Origin of the sequence: Spirosoma validum (assembly GCF_014699035.1) — a bacterium.
GTDB classification, from domain to species: Bacteria; Bacteroidota; Bacteroidia; order Cytophagales; family Spirosomataceae; genus Spirosoma; species Spirosoma validum.
The window spans coordinates 208,853-225,652 of the sequence record NZ_JACXAA010000009.1; the positions used below are offsets into that span (position 1 = coordinate 208,853).

General features: G+C 49.7%; 15 protein-coding genes. 9 read left to right on the plus strand and 6 right to left on the minus strand.

Translation table 11 applies throughout. The annotated features are described in order from the left end of the window. Entirely contained in the window at positions 1 to 1,113 is a 1,113-nt protein-coding gene (locus tag IC230_RS22930) for a carboxylate-amine ligase (protein WP_191041394.1), read from the minus strand. A 212-nt stretch (positions 1,114 to 1,325) separates the two neighbouring features. Between IC230_RS22930 and IC230_RS22935 the strand changes: the two genes are divergently transcribed. The 3 genes from IC230_RS22935 to IC230_RS22945 all read left to right on the plus strand — a co-directional run bounded on the left by IC230_RS22935 (position 1,326) and on the right by IC230_RS22945 (position 3,541). Further along, positions 1,326 to 1,862: a YfiT family bacillithiol transferase gene (locus IC230_RS22935; RefSeq protein ID WP_191041395.1), complete on the plus strand. Its 537-nt coding sequence runs from the start codon at positions 1,326 to 1,328 to the stop codon at positions 1,860 to 1,862. A gap of 82 nt (positions 1,863 to 1,944) precedes the next feature. Continuing rightward, positions 1,945 to 2,103 (plus strand): FeoB-associated Cys-rich membrane protein, encoded by a 159-nt coding sequence (locus IC230_RS22940; RefSeq protein ID WP_191041396.1) that lies wholly within the window; start codon positions 1,945 to 1,947, stop codon positions 2,101 to 2,103. A 34-nt stretch (positions 2,104 to 2,137) separates the two neighbouring features. Next, positions 2,138 to 3,541, plus strand: coding sequence for a DUF4403 family protein (locus IC230_RS22945; protein ID WP_317171823.1), 1,404 nt, complete (start codon positions 2,138 to 2,140; stop codon positions 3,539 to 3,541). 15 nt (positions 3,542 to 3,556) lie between these two features. On the opposite strand, the gene IC230_RS22950 is transcribed toward IC230_RS22945, so the two are convergent. The 5 genes from IC230_RS22950 to mnmH all read right to left on the minus strand — a co-directional run bounded on the left by IC230_RS22950 (position 3,557) and on the right by mnmH (position 8,511). Beyond that, on the minus strand, positions 3,557 to 4,297 hold the full coding sequence (locus IC230_RS22950) for a metallophosphoesterase family protein (protein ID WP_191041397.1): 741 nt from the start codon (positions 4,295 to 4,297) through the stop codon (positions 3,557 to 3,559). A 317-nt stretch (positions 4,298 to 4,614) separates the two neighbouring features. Continuing rightward, positions 4,615 to 5,229, minus strand: coding sequence for a DNA-3-methyladenine glycosylase family protein (locus IC230_RS22955; RefSeq protein WP_191041398.1), 615 nt, complete (start codon positions 5,227 to 5,229; stop codon positions 4,615 to 4,617). 118 nt (positions 5,230 to 5,347) lie between these two features. Then, positions 5,348 to 6,220 (minus strand): porin family protein, encoded by an 873-nt coding sequence (locus IC230_RS22960; protein ID WP_191041399.1) that lies wholly within the window; start codon positions 6,218 to 6,220, stop codon positions 5,348 to 5,350. Positions 6,221 to 6,422: 202 nt separating this feature from the next. Continuing rightward, positions 6,423 to 7,460 (minus strand): selenide, water dikinase SelD, encoded by a 1,038-nt coding sequence (selD, locus tag IC230_RS22965; RefSeq protein ID WP_394355505.1) that lies wholly within the window; start codon positions 7,458 to 7,460, stop codon positions 6,423 to 6,425. Between the two features lie 4 nt (positions 7,461 to 7,464). Continuing rightward, the gene (gene mnmH / locus IC230_RS22970) at positions 7,465 to 8,511 is read right to left on the minus strand and encodes a tRNA 2-selenouridine(34) synthase MnmH (protein WP_191041401.1); all 1,047 of its coding nucleotides are present in this window, start codon (positions 8,509 to 8,511) and stop codon (positions 7,465 to 7,467) included. 35 nt (positions 8,512 to 8,546) lie between these two features. Here mnmH and IC230_RS22975 point away from each other — a divergent pair, with 35 nt between their 5' ends. The 6 genes from IC230_RS22975 to IC230_RS23000 all read left to right on the plus strand — a co-directional run bounded on the left by IC230_RS22975 (position 8,547) and on the right by IC230_RS23000 (position 16,553). After that, complete coding sequence (locus tag IC230_RS22975) at positions 8,547 to 9,617, plus strand: alpha/beta hydrolase (protein ID WP_223860783.1); 1,071 nt, start codon at positions 8,547 to 8,549, stop codon at positions 9,615 to 9,617. Between the two features lie 304 nt (positions 9,618 to 9,921). Next, positions 9,922 to 10,902 (plus strand): aldo/keto reductase, encoded by a 981-nt coding sequence (locus IC230_RS22980; RefSeq protein ID WP_191041402.1) that lies wholly within the window; start codon positions 9,922 to 9,924, stop codon positions 10,900 to 10,902. Positions 10,903 to 11,120: 218 nt separating this feature from the next. After that, positions 11,121 to 11,765 carry a (2Fe-2S)-binding protein gene (locus IC230_RS22985; RefSeq protein WP_191041403.1) on the plus strand — a complete coding sequence of 215 codons (645 nt, stop codon included), beginning with the start codon at positions 11,121 to 11,123 and terminating at the stop codon, positions 11,763 to 11,765. Then, positions 11,762 to 12,745: an FAD binding domain-containing protein gene (locus IC230_RS22990; protein WP_191041404.1), complete on the plus strand. Its 984-nt coding sequence runs from the start codon at positions 11,762 to 11,764 to the stop codon at positions 12,743 to 12,745. The genes IC230_RS22985 and IC230_RS22990 overlap by 4 nt, the downstream gene beginning before the upstream one ends. An 8-nt stretch (positions 12,746 to 12,753) precedes the next feature. After that, on the plus strand, positions 12,754 to 15,000 hold the full coding sequence (locus IC230_RS22995; RefSeq protein ID WP_191041405.1) for a xanthine dehydrogenase family protein molybdopterin-binding subunit: 2,247 nt from the start codon (positions 12,754 to 12,756) through the stop codon (positions 14,998 to 15,000). 134 nt (positions 15,001 to 15,134) lie between these two features. Beyond that, positions 15,135 to 16,553: a hypothetical protein gene (locus tag IC230_RS23000; RefSeq protein ID WP_191041406.1), complete on the plus strand. Its 1,419-nt coding sequence runs from the start codon at positions 15,135 to 15,137 to the stop codon at positions 16,551 to 16,553. Positions 16,554 to 16,800: the final 247 nt, after the last annotated feature.

Sequence of the window (16,800 nt, forward strand, 5' to 3'; positions counted from 1 at the left end):
CTACGTTCCTTTCGCCGTTTCGGCTACCATATAATCCACTACATCGTCAAAGTTGCCTTTTCGTTTATATTCGGCTAGCTGTCGAGCGGAACCCGTGCCACCCTTCAGTACGGCTTCGACAATTTCAGAAAGTTCATCCCATTCGTTATACTCTTCCAGGGCCGGACGTACGTAGCGGAGAAAATTCCTGATCAGTTTAGGAGCCGCAACCGCGCGTCCTGCCAGGAGGTCAATGAGCGTATCTCCCAGTCCAAAACGAGCCGCCTGCCACTTAGCGGCCTGCAGGATTTCGGACCGGACGGGCTGGATGGCGACATTCGCTTCTGTTTCCAGGGCGCATGTTCTGGCTAAAGCCCGCGCCAGCCCCGCGATCATGACGGCCTCGTCAATGGTCAGACACACATCCGTAACCCGGAACTCCAGCGTTTCGTAATGCGTGGAAGGGCGAGCATCCCAATAGATTTTAGTAGCGTCTTCGACGATGCCCACCGCGGTTAAGTCTTCAACCAGTCGATCATAATCCGCCCGCGATTCGAAGACCTGCGGAATACCCGCCGTGGGCCAGCGTCCCCAGATTTCAGTGCGGAAACTGGCATAACCCGTATCATCGCCCAACCAGAACGGCGAATTACTGGCCAGCGCCAGCAGGGTAGACAGCCAGGGACGGGCACGATTCATCACCTGAATGGCCAGTTCCTGGTCAGGAATACCAACGTGGACATGACAACCAAAGATGAGTTGTTCCCGGGTGAGTTGCTGAAAATCGGATTGTAAACTCCGATAGCGCTCTTTGGGAGTCAGTTTCTGCTCCTGCCAGTGCGAGAAGGGGTGAGTGCCGGCCGCTACAATACGACTGTTGGCTTTTTGGGCGGACGCGATTACCTCACCTCGTAGCCGCTGAAGCTCCTGCCGCACCTGCTCCATGCTTTGACACACGGACGTGCCAATTTCAATCTGAGCCAGATAAAGTTCCTGGCTCACCTGATCGCCAAGGGTAGCCTGGGCTTTGGTCAGAATCGACTTAGCGCGCGAGTGTAGCTGACGGGTTTCCGGATGGATGATCTGGTACTCTTCTTCAACGCCAATAGTAAATGCTTCTTTGGGGAGGGCCATGTGTGCGAATTTTGCGTAGTACCGTCGGATGTTGGACTGTCTATATACTAAACCAATAAGTGAGCCACTTTGAATCAGAATCGTACGAATTTTCCTTGCTGGACTATGAACTAAAAAGAAACTGGACGATTTAGTGAGAGCATTAAAGCTGGATATTTGTCGTGAGAGGCTGGTGCCGCCAATCCGCAAAAGGCCCGGCCGGATAAACTAGTATGCAAGAGTTAGACACCCTCCGCTACCCCATTGGTGATTTTTTTTACGGACAGACGTACTCCGCCGACGAGACAAAACGACACATCGCCGTCATTGATGAATTCCCCGTTACGTTAACCGAACTCGTAGGCAAATGGGGCGACGATCGGCTCGACACGCCCTACCGGCCCGGCGGCTGGACGATTCGTCAGTTGGTGCATCACGTAGCGGATAGCCATATCAACGCCTACGTCCGTACGAAACTAGCGTTAACGGAAGATAACCCAACCATCAAACCGTACGAAGAAGGGGAGTGGGCCAAATTACCTGACTCTAAACTTGATATCGCTCCGTCGCTGGTCATTCTGCGTAACCTCCATCAACGCTGGGTAATCGTGCTTAAGGCCTTAACGGAAGAGGATCTCCGGCGAACCTGTTACCATCCTGGCTCTCAACGTACGTTCGAGCTTTCGGAGCTGGTTGCGCATTATGCCTGGCATTGTGAACACCATTACCAGCACGCTTTCCGATTGGCCGAACGGAACAGTTGGATGTAAAAAAACGTATTATAGTTGCAGAGGGTGAAGAGTCGGTAACCAATCACTGGCTTTTTTGAGTCTACATTCTCCACTTGACATTATGCAGGAGGTTATCATTTTTCTGGTTTTTGCCGCTGCGCTGGCGTATCTGAGCGTTCGGGTTTATCGCAGTTTTTTTGCAAAAAAACAGGCCGGATGTGGCAAAGGATGTGGCTGTGAAACCGATAAAAACATGAGGACAATGACCACCGCAAAGTGAATATAGAGGCCGTTAGCTAACATTTTTTAATCCGATGAGTTTTGTTGTAGCAATGAATGCGCAACGGACCATCGGATTTTTGATTTTACTCGCTCTCATCATCGGTTGTAAGCGAGTACGACCGAATGCGCCCACTACGGAAGATTTTGAGCCGGCCATGGCTGAACCCGTCTCATACATGGCAGGCGCCATTACGTTCAATATCCGTGATCTGGAAAAAAAAATCAACAAAGGCATAGCCACGACGCTCGTTACGGAAGAAACCTTTGAAGGTAAAAAGGGAGAGGCTTGGCGTCTTCGGGTGGAGCGAACCGGGCCTGTTCAGATTCACTACGCTAAGCGACGGGTGTACTTTTCGGCTCCCCTACAGGTCTGGTACACGAATCCGATTGGCTTACGAAGAAGTGAAAAACGTAAAAGTCATCCCCTCTGTGCGCTGGCCGTTAATTTCACGAGTCCTGTAGCCGTTGGACCAAATTGGCATCTACTAACCAGGGCAAAGTTTGAAGACTATCAGTGGACGCAAAAACCGACTCTGCGCGTTCTTGGTATTAAAATTGGTATCAAGAACATCGCTGAAACTATACTTGACAAGAGAAAAGCCGATATAGAGCAGGCCATCGATGCCGCTGTGTATAAGGGACTCCGGCTTGATCGGGAAGTGGGTAAGATTTGGACCGATATGCAGGAGCCTCTACGTATCAGTAAAGTACCTGATAATATATGGCTGTTACCCAAACCATTTAGTATTGCCGCAGCTCCGGTATACGGAAATGAGCGTCAGATTACCGTGCCTATCCAGGTTGCTTTCCGGGTCAAGACCCGCATAGGTCCACGACCCGTAATTGATACGCTGGAGCGGTTACCCAGGCTCTTACGGCGAAAAGTGTTACCCGATTCGGCGCGATTGTCGGTGCTGGCTTTTATCCCTTATTCGGACATAAATAAAGTACTGGAAAAAGCGCTGGAAAAGAATAAACTCGACCTGGTTGGTGGCCGGGTCAAGATCAAAAGTGCGACGGTTTCGGGAAACGGGCGAAAGCTGATTATGAAAACGGATGTTAGTGGTGCCGTCAATGGAACGTTGTATTTTCATGGAAATCCGACCTACGATACGCTCACGAATTCGCTACGCATGAAAGACATCGATTTCGACGTAGACACAAAAGAGAAACTGTTTTCTACCGCTGACTGGCTCCTTCACGATCATTTTCGCGATACCCTTCAAGCGGTTACGGTGGTGCCACTCCGTCAGCCGATCTCAACAATTCCCGAAAAAATAGAAACGGCCTTTTCACGCGGGAAAGCCGGCCGTAAAACGAATCTCGACATCGACTCATTTCAACTGGTTCCCCGACGAATCATCATCCGGCCCGACGGCGTTCAGGTCCTGATTCGGGTTGAATCGAAAGTAGCCGTAAAGGTAAAACGGTTGTAGGCGTGAACTATCATTTCAAAGAGTGACAGCCCATTTCTGTAATAGAAAATCACCGTAAAAGTCTGGAATAGGACTGTTGTAAATTGCTGCCGCTACGTAGTCGAGATCGTAATCTACTTTGACGATTTCGGGTAGAATGCCAGCCTCGCTGATCGTTAGCAGGCAATAGGTGGCCTTACGGTCAGTCTCCTTACTTCGCCCAACCGAGCCACAGTTGACGAGCAGCACGTCCGAATGCTTACTATAAGACTGATGAGTATGTCCCATCAGGAGAGCATCTGGCTTCTTATCGCCCAGCATAGCCAGTAAAGCGTCTGTTGGGTAGGATTCGTGGATGTACTCATCATTGTGCCTGGGGCTGGCATGCACTAACAAAATTCTCTTCAGGCTTTCACCCAGCTTAAAGACTAGCTCGATCTGGAAGGGTAACTGCGCTAACCACTGCTTATTGTCATAGGTTATAACCCGTTTAGAATAGTCGATGGCCAGCATTCTGTTTTCTGTCTCAATTTTGTCGTGATGGGGCAGCGGGGTGATGGGGGAATCGAAGGCAATACGTTCATCATGGTTACCCAGCAGGCAGGGAATCTTTTTGTCTCTAAATAACTCAATCACCTCATTGCCCCAGGGAGCAAAATCGACCAGGTCCCCAAGGCAATAATACTGGTTGATGCCACGCGTTTCAAGATCGGTTAATACCGCTCTGAGAGCGGGCAGGTTCGCATGAACATCGCTAAAAACGGCTATTCTGATCATAGTTTATTCACTGGATCATTCAGAAATTCTGGCCAAATCACGCCAATTTTCAGCCATAGAACGCAGATCTTTATGATTTAACAAGAAACCTATTTAAACTACCTTAGACGCTGTTTGAGTTAGCCAATTCACCGATTTAGGCTACGTCTTTGTGGGGTCAGATTTGAGAATCTGACCCTAATGAGGTTTCTTAAAACCGAACGATCCATACAATTCGGTTTTGAGAAACCTCATTAGGCAGGTTTAAGAACCTGCCTCCACTCATTCAAACAAATCATAGTTATCATAAAGATCTACGTTTTATAGCCTATCGGTTCCTATAGCGGCTTCCAGCGCCACAAATAGCGACAGGCTTCGGTTCGGTGCGGGCGCCAGGAATCCGCAATCTCATGCAGGACTTTGTAAAGGGCTTTGCCAGTCAGGCCCTCGGTTTGTTCCGGATAAGCACGGATCATTCGCTGCCGAATCACCAGATCATCGATCGGAAATACGTCGGGACGATTTAACACAAACATAAGCAGCATCTCGACTGTCCAGCGCCCAACGCCTTTTATGGGCGTCAGATACCGTACAATCTCCTCGTCGGTCATGACGTCCAGATGAGCCCGATCCATTGGATGAATGAGCGAAAACTCAGCTACACTTTGCAGGTACTTAATTTTCTGTGCCGACAATCCTGCGCTACGTAGTTCGTCAGTGGTTTTAAGCACCAGTTCGTTCGCGTGAGGGTAGTTGTCCGGGAAGAGCGCCCGGAAGCGGGCAAAAATAGCGTTGGCGGCCTTAGTAGAAATTTGTTGAGCAACAATGCTTTCGAGCAGAGCCAAATAAACGTCGTCGGCGTAATCCGTAAAGATTTTAGGAGCGGGCGTTTCCGCAATCAGACGAGCCATGGTCGGGTCCTGAGCGATATGGGCCAGTGCGAACTCATTCATACTACGTAATGTCGGAGCCGGTTTAATACGTTGGCTTTAGCTGGCAAGTTAACCTATAAATGAACCACAGAGCGTACCGCAACGGCAGCACGCTCTGTGGTTCATTTATTTTCTTAGGTCAGCGGCCTCCCAACGGGATCAAATAACCAACAGACAGCATCGCATTTTGGGGATTGAGTTTAACGCCATTTTCAGCACTCGAGAATAAATAAGCGTATCGGGCTTCTACCTGAACGGCACCCGGTCCGGCCTGCAGGGCGATACCCCCTCCACCCGAAATCCCGAAAGACATACGACCCGAACCGGTCATATCGATCGTTTGTGAACCAGATTGACCACTGAATTGAAACGATTCCGTCCCACCCATCGTGTAGCTGGCCACTGGCCCCGCATTAACAAAGTATCGAAGCGAAGGCTGACCAAACGAGGCTTTAAACAGAATAGGCACTTCAATAAAATTGTATTTCAATTGCCAGAACTCGGAGCCTGCTGTCATTTTAATGCCATACTGTGTGTAAAGAATTTCAGGCTGCACCGAAAAGTTAGGGCCACCAAAGTTGAAGATTACGCCACCGTGAAAACCGATTGGGCGGGCCGCTTTAACGCCTTCCCCAAAGCTGGCCGGGTCAAAGCCACCGATTGTCGATGAGTTAGCGCCCAGTCGGAAACCGATTCGAAAACCACCCTTGTCAACACGCGCCGGGGCTGCATACCGAGTCGGGCGAGTGGTTGGGGTTGCCTGAGCTCCAGGCGTTACGTACGCAGTGGCCTGGGGTTCCTGACCCGGCTGTTGTTGCGGAGCTGGGGCCGCCGGTGCTGGTTGTGGTGCGGTATATTGGGCAACGGGTGCTGGTTTCCTTGCGGGTGTGCTGGCAGTACGGGTAGCCTCTGAACGATTGGCGGACGTTGGTTTGCGGGCGGCTGGTCGGGACTGGGCCAGCAGACCTTGAGAAACGAGAGATAAGGTAAGTAATGAGAGGAGGACCTTCATGGTGCAAATAGTTTTTGTTGTTTGTTGCATCAAAATTGGTGGGTCATCTCCTCTTGTCCAGCGCCGGCTTGTGTGAAGTGACAATTCAACTGCTTGAAATGAGAAAAGGCCGCCTTAGAGCGACCTTTCCTAAATCGGGAACAAGCCGTTTTGGGGAACGACTGTTCGTCAAACGACTGAATTGTACGTGGACAAACGATGATTACACCACCGTAATCAATGGGCCATCATCCTGAGGTTTAAGCCAGCCCAGGCGTTGAAAAGGACAGCCCTGATCCTGTAGAATTTGCTCAACCTCCCCAGTGCTATCCGGAGAAACAGCCACCAATAAACCGCCACTCGTCTGTGGATCAGCCAGAATGTATTTCTGTTTGTCGGTTAACGCTCCTACTTTATGGCCATAGCTGGCCCAGTTGCGTTGCGTTCCCCCCGGAAAACACTGCTGATCAAGATAATAATCTAACCCAGCTATGACCGGTACGTTCTCAAATTCGACTACCGCTGATAAACCGCTCCCTTCGCACATTTCGGAAAGATGACCAAGCAAACCAAAACCTGTTACGTCCGTCATTGCTTTAACCCCGTCCAGTTGCCCAAACACTTCACCCAGCTTGTTCAAGGTGACCATGCTTTTTAGGGCAATAGCCGCATCGTCCTCTAACAACACGCCCCTTTTTTGCGCCGTGGACAGAATACCTACACCCAGCGCTTTCGTTAAATACAACCGGCAACCAGCGGTAGCCGTGGAATTTTGTTTGAGTTGATGAATGTTGACTAACCCGTTGACGGCCAGTCCAAAAACCGGTTCCGGGCAGTCGATGCTGTGTCCACCCGCCAGCGCAATGCCCGCTTCTGCGCAGATGGCTCTTGATCCTTCGAGTACCTTCTGGGCTACGTTGGGCGGTAGCTTATCGATGGGCCAGCCCAGGATGGCTATAGCCAGAACGGGTTTTCCACCCATGGCATAAACATCGCTAATGGCATTGGCCGAAGCAATACGTCCGAAATCATACGCGTCATCCACGATGGGCATGAAAAAATCGGTCGTCGAAATCAGCGCGGTGCCATTGCCCAGATCCAGAACCGCAGCGTCGTCCCGTTTGTCATTGCCGACCAGCAGACGTGGGTCAGTTTGTGCCGCGATCGGACTGTGAAGAATTTTATCCAGAATAGCCGGGCTAATTTTGCAGCCACAGCCCGCACCGTGTGAGTACTGTGTCAGTTTAACGGGTGTATCGATCATCTTAGACTGCCTGTTCAGGCATGGGAAGGGAAGAACTAAAGTTTAGTAACTGACTGGCATTACCAACCACATCATCGCTCGTCATCGTTATGGGAAACACCCGGTCTTCTTTTCGCCGGGCTAAAGCGGTACGGTACGTTTTATCATAATACACCAGCACCAGCCGGATGAAATCGGCCATGCGGTTTTCGCGAATGGCCGCTACGGCCTGTTTGGTTTGCAGAGGACCGAGTCGTTTGTGAATGCGTTCGGTACAGGAAACCAGAAACTCTTCGTCCAGCGTTCCATATTCCTCAACCAGTGCGTTGATACGTTGCTCCAGATCAACTTGCATGTCGATTAGAACGGCTTCCTGCATCTGGCGCCAGAACGGGTTTGGCATGATGAGTTTGCCAATTTTCAGGCTTTCATCCTCTACCCATAGTGTACGGTGCCTGTCCAGATTTTTTAACTGGTTGGCCAAATTGTTTTCAAACTGCTCCTGAGTGGGTTGCACGAGTTTGTTCATGGTTCCGTAAGCCGATCCCTGGTGGTGGGCAAGGTCTTCCAGATCGATCACCTGCTCCTCCAAACCCTTGAGTTGGTGGAGAATTTTGGTTTTCCCCGAACCCGTCATGCCGCCGAGTAGCCAAAGCGGATACCTCGCTTCGAACTGATCCAGCACCCATCTTCGGTAACGCTTGTAGCCGCCTTCGATCAGATAAACCTCAAACCCATACAGATCCAGCGCCCAGGCCATGGCACCGCTTCGCATACCGCCCCGCCAGCAATGCACCCCGATTTTTTTATCCGGCGCCATCACCAGCGCCTGTTTGATAAAGCCCGACCATTTCGAGCCAGTCAGATCGAAACCCAATAAAATAGCTTCTTCACGACCAATCTTTTTGTACGTAGTGCCCACCTGAACGCGCTCCTCATTGCTGAACAAAGGCAGGTTGAACGCGCCCGGTATGTGCCCCTGCTCAAATTCAGCGGGTGTTCGTACGTCTGCCAGCGCCACCGTATTCGTGAGCTGTAGAAAATCGCTTATGGATATGGGTTTAATCATGCGGCTGTCAGGCAAAGGGCGAAACATGGGTATCGTTGCAACCCGCTAACTACTCTAAAGTGTATGTCTGGAAAATAGGTTTCTCTTATCGGTTGAAAAGCCGGAAAAGCTTCGCGGTTACTGAACGAACGCGTATCTTTCCGAACCATACACTTTATGTTAAAACGCTGGACATGGCTACCCTACTGAATCGTAAATGGATAAAAATTGCTCTCCCCGGCTTGCTGGTAGCTGCTACGTGTTGCCAGGCGCAAAACGTAAATCCCGTAAAAGCCATTTTCCCGACAGATACGCGCTTTGTTGCAAACGTAGCGTATGCGGGTGATACGTTGAAAAAGCATCTGTTGGATATTTATCTGCCCGCTAAAGCTGGGACTAACCCGCCGTTGGTGGTTTGGGTACATGGGGGAGGCTGGATGATGAACGACAAGTATGCCGATATGGGCTACATGAAAAATACCGTCCGGTCGATTCTTGAAAAAGGATATGCCTTTGCCTCGATCGATTATCGGCACAGCACTACGGCTCCGTTTCCGGCGTTGATTCAGGATTGCAACCAGGCACTTGAATTTCTGTATCAGAATGCGGCAAAGTATGGTTACGACCGAAATCGAATTGCCCTGATGGGTTTTTCGGCAGGTGGACATCTGGCATCGTTGATGGCCTTATCGAATAACAATTCGGTAACCGATTTTTACGTCAACCACAAGAAACCATCGTTCCATATTAAAACCGTTGTTGACTTCTACGGACCGGCCGATTTACTGGCGATGATACGTCGGGATGCCCCGCTGTCTGATACGTCAGTCGCCAGTCCCGAAAAGTATTTACTGGGCGCATCACCCGTACTCCGGCCTGATCTGGCGAAAATTGCCAGCCCTGTTACGTACATCGATAAAAACGATCCGCCGTTTCTGATCATTCAGGGCGAGAAAGACGAGTCAGTACCAGCGGCTCAATCGGTCATGTTAAGCGCCTGGCTTACGCGGGCTCAGGTCAAAAACAAACTGATCGTGGTGCCGGGCGCTCCACATTACGGGACTATGTTCGACAGCGATTTCAACCAGAAAGCCATTTTCGACTGGCTCGATACGTATCTGAAATGAGTAGGATATACGTAGTGAGTAACACCAGACACGAATCGAGTACGACCCCGCTGGGGTCACGGGTTTATAGAGATAACAATTGGCTATGAACATGTGACCCCAGCGGGGTCGTACGCCATTGACCTCTGCATGATTATTTAAGAAAAGCGTTATGAAACGTAACGTCCGTCGGGATAAAACTCGTCGGAAACCCTTCACCGAGACTTATCGCGTGATATCCTCATAATCTGGTACACTATATACCAATCACACAAACGATTCATACGCTGGTGAGTTAATTCTATAAAGAAAGCAAACTCATCTTATGGAATACGTACGATTCGGGAATACGGGTATGGTGGTCTCTAAAATTTGTCTGGGTTGCATGACGTATGGCAAACCAACCGACCGATGGCCCTGGGCGCTGAATGAAGAGCAAAGCCGTCCCTTTATTCAGAAAGCCCTTGAACTAGGTATTAACTTTTTCGATACGGCTGATGTCTACACGGCGGGGGCCAGTGAGGAAGTCGTTGGCCGGGCGCTACGTGATTTTACTTCGCGTGATGAGGTGGTCTTAGCCACAAAAGTATTCAATCCGATGGGTCCCGGCCCGAACGACAAAGGCTTGTCTCGCAAGCACATCATGAGCGCTATCGATGCGAGCCTGAAGCGGTTGGGAACAGATTACGTCGATCTCTATCAGATTCACCGCTGGGATTACGATACACCCATTGAGGAAACGATGGAGGCTCTGCATGACGTAGTGAAAGCCGGGAAAGCTCGCTACATTGGCGCATCGTCTATGTATTCGTGGCAGTTTGCCCAGGCCCAATACACGGCTGACCTGAACGGCTGGACGCGCTTCGTGTCGATGCAGCCGCAGTATAATCTGGTGTATCGCGAAGAAGAACGCGAGATGTTGCCCTTCTGTCATGACCAGAACATTGCCGTTATTCCCTGGTCGCCCCTAGCGCGGGGATTGTTGACGGGCAAACGAAGTAAGGAACGTAACGAAACCGAACGGGCCAAAACTGATGCGTTCGGCAAATCATTATACACCCGCGACGACGATTTCGCCATCGCCGACCGCGTGACGCAACTGGCCGAAACGCGCGGTGTTCCGGCTGCACAGATTGCCTTAGCCTGGATGTTGGCGAAGCCAATTATTACATCGCCCATTATTGGTGCCAGTAAGCCGGGTCATCTGGAAGATGCCGTTGGTGCGCTTTCTGTTACGTTGTCGGACGACGAAATCAACCAGTTGGAAGAGCTTTATCAGCCGCATCCGGTGCTGGGATTTTCGTAGTGGCGTTTACTTTAGGTAGCGTGGGTCTTTAGCCTGCGTAGCCGTAGGCTAACTTGTAGCTGAAAAACAGTAATTATATGATTAGCCTACGGCTACGCGGGCTAAAGACCCACGCTACGTACAGCTTTAACCTAAAACTCCGGGCTGCTCCGTAGATAACCTTTTCCTTCAACACGCATTTATCAAGATACTACGTCAACGCTAACTCAACTCATTTAATGAAAGACCATGAAAACAACGATGGCAGTTTAGAAAATCCGGGATCGTCCCGACGGGGTTTTCTAAAACAATCATCGGCTTTGGCCGCGCTGGCTATGACACCACCGGCCGCGCTGACCGCGGTTGAAAAAGGACTGGACGAAAAACTGGCGACGGCCTTCGAGCAGATTCCGCTGAAGGTTGAAATCAACGGGATGATGCAGCAACTGAAAATCGAGCCGCGCGTTACGTTGCTGGATTTGCTACGTGAACAATTAAACCTGACCGGCACCAAAAAAGGCTGTGATTATGGTCAGTGTGGTGCCTGCACGGTACACGTCGATGGGCAACGGGTGAATGCCTGCCTGACGCTGGCGATGACTACTGACGGCTGCAAAGTAACGACCATCGAAGGACTCGCCGAAGGTGGGCCGACCGGCAAGTTACACCCCATGCAGGACGCCTTTATTAAGCACGACGGTTTTCAGTGCGGGTATTGCACGCCCGGCCAGATCATGTCGGCGGTGGCGTGTATTCGCGAAGGTCATGCCAACAGCCCCGATGAAATTCGGGAGTACATGAGCGGTAATATCTGCCGCTGTGGCGCGTATTCGAACATTGTGGATGCAATTGTGGACGTAAAACAATCGGGAGCCAGAGTATGAACCAGTTTCAATACGTGCGGGTCACGAACCCCAAGGCGGCCATTGCTGCCATCACGAAAGACAATACCACGATGTTTCTGGCCGGTGGCACGAACCTGATCGACCTGATGAAACGGGGCGTTACAGCACCCGAAAAACTCGTCGACATCACCCGAATTCCGCTCAACACCATTGAGAAAACGGCAACTGGACTACGTATCGGCGCGTTAGCCAAAAATACGGCGGTGGCGGAACATGAACTGGTCATGAAGAATTTTCCATTGCTGTCGATGGCGCTGAACGCAGGGGCATCACCCCAGCTACGGAACATGGCAACCGTGGGCGGAAACATGATGCAGCGGACTCGATGTTCGTATTTTTACGATACAGCCATGCCCTGCAACAAACGCGAACCGGGAACGGGCTGCGGAGCCATCGGCGGCTATAACCGGATGCACGCCATTCTGGGTGCCAGTAATAAGTGCATCGCTGTACATCCGAGCGATATGTGCATTGCGTTGGTTGCCCTCGACGCAACCGTGAACGTAGCAGGGCCAAAGGGTGAACGTAGCATCCCGTTCGGCGAATTTCACCGCCTTCCCGGCGATACGCCCCAGAAAGACAATACGTTACAACCCGGCGAATTGATCATGTCGGTCGATTTGCCGATGAACGGATTTGCGGGAAATTCGCATTATCTGAAAGTTCGTGACCGGGCGTCGTATGCGTTCGCGCTGATATCGGTTGGGGCGGCCCTGAAGATGAGTGGAAACACTATTCAGGACGTACGACTGGCAATGGGGGGCGTAGCACACAAACCCTGGCGGCTAACCGAAGCCGAAAAATTTCTGAAGGGTAAACCGGCTACCGAAGCGACGTTTAAGCAGGCGGCTCAGATCGCCATGAAAAGTGCCAAAGGCTACGGTGAAAACGATTTTAAGCTGACCATGGCACCAAACTCAATTGTTGAAGCCCTGAAAACAGCGACCAAAACCGCCTGATCCCGACTATGACGAAAGACACGAAAAACCCACCCATCGACCGGGTTGATGGACGGATGAAAGTGACCGGCGGGGCCAAATACTTCGCGGAGTTTGAGATGCCTAACACAGCGTACTGCGTGATCGTAGGCAGCGAAATCGCCAAAGGAACCATTGCCAGTCTCGATACTAAAAAAGCGGCTGGCGCACCGGGTGTGCTGGGCGTCTTCACGCATCAGAATGTGCCGCCGATTCCGGGCTGGGATGCACCCGTACAGGGGAATGGCAATGGGCCTCCACCGGGACCACCGTCGGGTGGCGAGAAATACCGGATCCTGCACATGAACAAGATTCTGTTCTACGGACAGCCGATTGCGATGGTGGTGGCCGATACGTTCGAACGTGCCACGTACGCGGCTTCGCTCGTGAAGGCAACGTATAACAAACAGGCGCATCAGACTGATCTTGAGAAAAATCTGGAGAAAGGCGTCACACCGAAAGGCCCCCGGTTTGCCGATTATTCACGGGGGAATGCCGATGCCTATAAATCAGCGCCGGTAACACTGGAAGCCAACTATACGATCCCCATCGAAGTGCACCACCCAATGGAATTGCACGGGGTACTGGCGGGCTGGACTGGCGATGATCAGGTGATGGTGTATGCCAAAACGCAGGGCGTGAAAGGTACTCAGAAGGCGGTGGCGGAGGCCTTCAAGATTGATCAGAAGAACGTTCACGTCCATACCGAGTTTATGGGCGGGGGCTTCGGCATGGGGCTACGGACCTGGCCGCAGGAGATTGCAGTCGTGGCCATCGCCAGAAAAATAGGGCGTCCAGTGAAGTTGATGATTACGCGCAATCAGATGTTTTCACTGGTGGGCTACCGGCCGAAGGCCGTGCAAACCATTAACATGGGCGCTGATGCCAATGGAAAACTGGTTGGGCTTTCGCATGACGCCACGGCCGAAACCGCTACGTACGAGGACTTTACCGAAGGCACGGTGAGCATGACCAAATTCATGTACGACTGCCCGAACGTAAGTACCAAATACAAAATCGTGCCGCTTGATCGGGGCGTACCCATCTGGATGCGCGGACCGGGCGAAGCCACAGGAGCCTTCGCGCTGGAATCAGCGATGGACGAAATGGCGCATAAGCTCAAACTCGATCCCATCGAATTCCGGCTACGGAACTATACCGAAACCGACCCCGAACACAACCGGCCTTATTCCGATAAGAACCTAAAGGAAGCGTACCAGAAAGGAGCCGACGCCATTGGCTGGAAGGAGCGCAAAGCTGAACCGGGCAGTAACCGCGATGGCGATTGGCTGATCGGCTACGGCATGAGTTCCGGTACGTTCAACGCCAGCAAGGGCGGGGCAATCGCACGGGCCGTACTGAATGCCGATGGTACGTTGCTGTTGCAATGCTCGGTGACCGATATTGGGCCCGGTACGGGCACCGCCATGACCATGATTGCGCATAACGTGCTGGGTGTGCCGGTCGAGAAGATAAAAGTAGAATACGGCGATTCCGCGTTGCCCAACTCGCCCCAGCAGGGTGGTTCAACCATCACCTCAACGGTTGGTTCTGCGATTCACCAAGTGTGTACGTCTGTGAAAAAAGCCCTGACGGACATGGCGACGCAAGCCGGAACACCGCTGGCCGGACTTAAACCCGGCGACCTAACCGTTGCCGACGGTTTTGTATCGGTCGATGCCGACAGCAGCAAGAAAGTAGCGATTGGTGATCTGCTGAAAAAGGCGAATCTGACAACGCTCGACAAAACCGAAGAGTCGAAGGGAAGTGAAAAGCCCGACCAGCAGAAATACTCGATGTATTCGTTCTCGGTGCATTTCGTTCAGGTGCGGGTTAACCCGGCTACGGGCGTAGTACGTGTCTCGAAAGCAGTCAGCGTGGCGGATTCCGGACGTATCATCAGCCCGAAAACGGCCGCCAGTCAGATGATTGGCGGGGTAGCGGGCGGCATCGGTATGGCCCTGACCGAAGAAGCCGTCATTGACCATCGCTTTGGTCGTTTCGTCAACAACAACCTAGCCGACTACCACGTATCGGTCAGCGCCGACGTACCGCATACCGAGACGATTGTCATCGACAAACCCGACCCCTACATCAACCCGATGGGGGCTAAAGGCATGGGCGAAATTGCCCTGATCGGTTTTGCGGCCGCCGTGGCCAACGCGGTCTTTAACGCCACTGGTCAGCGTATCCGCGATCTGCCCATCACGCCCGATAAACTCCTACGGACCGCTTAATCAATTGAGTGAACTGAATCATCCGCTACGTTTATCTTTACGAAGATAGGCGTAGCGGATTTTTTATGATAGAAAAGATTGTGCTCTAAAAAATACGTCTATGTAGGAGTAGTATCAATTCTTGTTCACCTAGTATGGAAACAGTTATAGGTATAGGTTTTTACATCCCTTCTAATGAAAATGATTATATATCATTTGACAGCAGAGGGTCACTATCAGACGCTGACATAGTAGTTTTTAACCCCGATTTCCAAAATACCGAATATAGGTATGATCATGAAAATAGTTCATTCCAGGGTAAAAGACTTTATGGTACAGACTCATCCTTCGAAATAAAGGAACATTCAAATCATTGGCAAAATGAAATTTTGAATGCCTTAAAGTCAGGAAAAACAATTTTTATAACACTGACTGAAAAAGTTGATTTCTTTGTACATACAGGACAAAAAAATACAAGCGGAACTGGGCGTAACCAGAAAGTGACAGATATCGTAGATTCATATCACAATTACAAGTTTCTTCCTAGTCTTGGATTTAATATTGTAGCTTCAACAGGAAGTAAAATTTTTATATATTCTAATCTTGTTAGAAATCTTTATGAATGCTGTAAAGACTATTTTGAATTCCAAGCTTATATAAATTCTAAAGAAGAAATTAAATACACTTTATTTAGTACGAAAAGCAAAGATAAAATTTTAGGGCTTTCAACTGAAATTACAAATGGTCATTTGATTTTTATCCCAGCAATAAATCTACCTGACTCATTTAGTAAAGAAGATAATGAATGGACGGATGAAGCGTATATTTGGGGGAAAAGATTCAAGCAGGTTCTGTCGGAAATAAGTAAATCACTAAAAACGACAAAAGAGAGAACTCCTCAACCAGAATGGTCTCATAATGAGGATTTTAATCTTTTGGGATCTATAAGCACAAAACAATTAATTATTGAAAGCCGGGAAAGACTTCTTGAGCTAGAAAATAATATCTCAGATCTTGAACAGGTCTTAAAGGAGCAAGAAAGCTTAAAGGATTTACTTTTTGAAACTGGTAAGGCTTTAGAACATGCTGTAATTAAGGCATTGAAAATTCTAGGTTATTTTGCTGAAGGTTATAACGACGGAAGACTGGAACTAGATCAAATAATTATTTCACCCGAAGGGGAAAGATTTATTGGAGAGTGCGAAGGTAAGGATAATAAAGACGTGGATGTGTCAAAGTTTAGACAATTACTAGACTCTTTAAATGAGGATTTTGATAGAGAAGAAGTTAGCGAAAAAGCTGATGGAATATTATTTGGTAATCCGCAGAGGTTAATAAAACCATCTGATAGAACATTAGACTTCACAGATAAATGCAAACGAGGAGCTGAACGAGAAAAAATCGCCTTAATTAAAACATATGACTTATTTATTGTTTCAAGGTATGTGTTAGAAACAAATGATGAAGCTTTTAAACTAGAATGTAGATTAGCAATTAAAGATCAACTTGGTAAAGTTGTAAAATTTCCCAAGATTGAAGATGTAGAACGGTCGCTAACAGCAATATTGCAATAGGTTAGCAGGTGAAAAAGCAATCAACTGTAAACAATGGTCGATAACGATTACGAGTTGAGGGTATACTGAGCACTCAATAACGCTTACTACTAGCCTATTTTATTTTGCTTATCTTACCAAAAATTTTCTGAGCCAAGAAAGGAACTTTGCTAGTGCATTTTCACGCAGATTCTAACCAAACGGAAAGAACACCATTAGGCTAGTATCATTTGTATCCAAACAAAGTAATTTGATCAGAAATGGCTAT

Excerpts from the sequence above, each read along its gene's own strand:
- IC230_RS22940 (WP_191041396.1), top strand. The coding sequence starts at position 1,945 with ATGCAGGAGGTTATCATTTTTCTGGTTTTTGCCGCTGCGCTGGCGTAT.
- mnmH (WP_191041401.1), bottom strand. The coding sequence starts at position 8,511 with ATGATTAAACCCATATCCATAAGCGATTTTCTACAGCTCACGAATACG.
- IC230_RS22985 (WP_191041403.1), top strand. The coding sequence starts at position 11,121 with ATGAAAGACCATGAAAACAACGATGGCAGTTTAGAAAATCCGGGATCG.
- IC230_RS23000 (WP_191041406.1), top strand. The coding sequence starts at position 15,135 with ATGGAAACAGTTATAGGTATAGGTTTTTACATCCCTTCTAATGAAAAT.
- IC230_RS22945 (WP_317171823.1), top strand. The coding sequence starts at position 2,138 with ATGAGTTTTGTTGTAGCAATGAATGCGCAACGGACCATCGGATTTTTG.
- IC230_RS22935 (WP_191041395.1), top strand. The coding sequence starts at position 1,326 with ATGCAAGAGTTAGACACCCTCCGCTACCCCATTGGTGATTTTTTTTAC.
- IC230_RS22990 (WP_191041404.1), top strand. The coding sequence starts at position 11,762 with ATGAACCAGTTTCAATACGTGCGGGTCACGAACCCCAAGGCGGCCATT.
- IC230_RS22950 (WP_191041397.1), bottom strand. The coding sequence starts at position 4,297 with ATGATCAGAATAGCCGTTTTTAGCGATGTTCATGCGAACCTGCCCGCT.
- IC230_RS22955 (WP_191041398.1), bottom strand. The coding sequence starts at position 5,229 with ATGAATGAGTTCGCACTGGCCCATATCGCTCAGGACCCGACCATGGCT.
- IC230_RS22980 (WP_191041402.1), top strand. The coding sequence starts at position 9,922 with ATGGAATACGTACGATTCGGGAATACGGGTATGGTGGTCTCTAAAATT.
- IC230_RS22995 (WP_191041405.1), top strand. The coding sequence starts at position 12,754 with ATGACGAAAGACACGAAAAACCCACCCATCGACCGGGTTGATGGACGG.
- IC230_RS22930 (WP_191041394.1), bottom strand. The coding sequence starts at position 1,113 with ATGGCCCTCCCCAAAGAAGCATTTACTATTGGCGTTGAAGAAGAGTAC.
- IC230_RS22960 (WP_191041399.1), bottom strand. The coding sequence starts at position 6,220 with ATGAAGGTCCTCCTCTCATTACTTACCTTATCTCTCGTTTCTCAAGGT.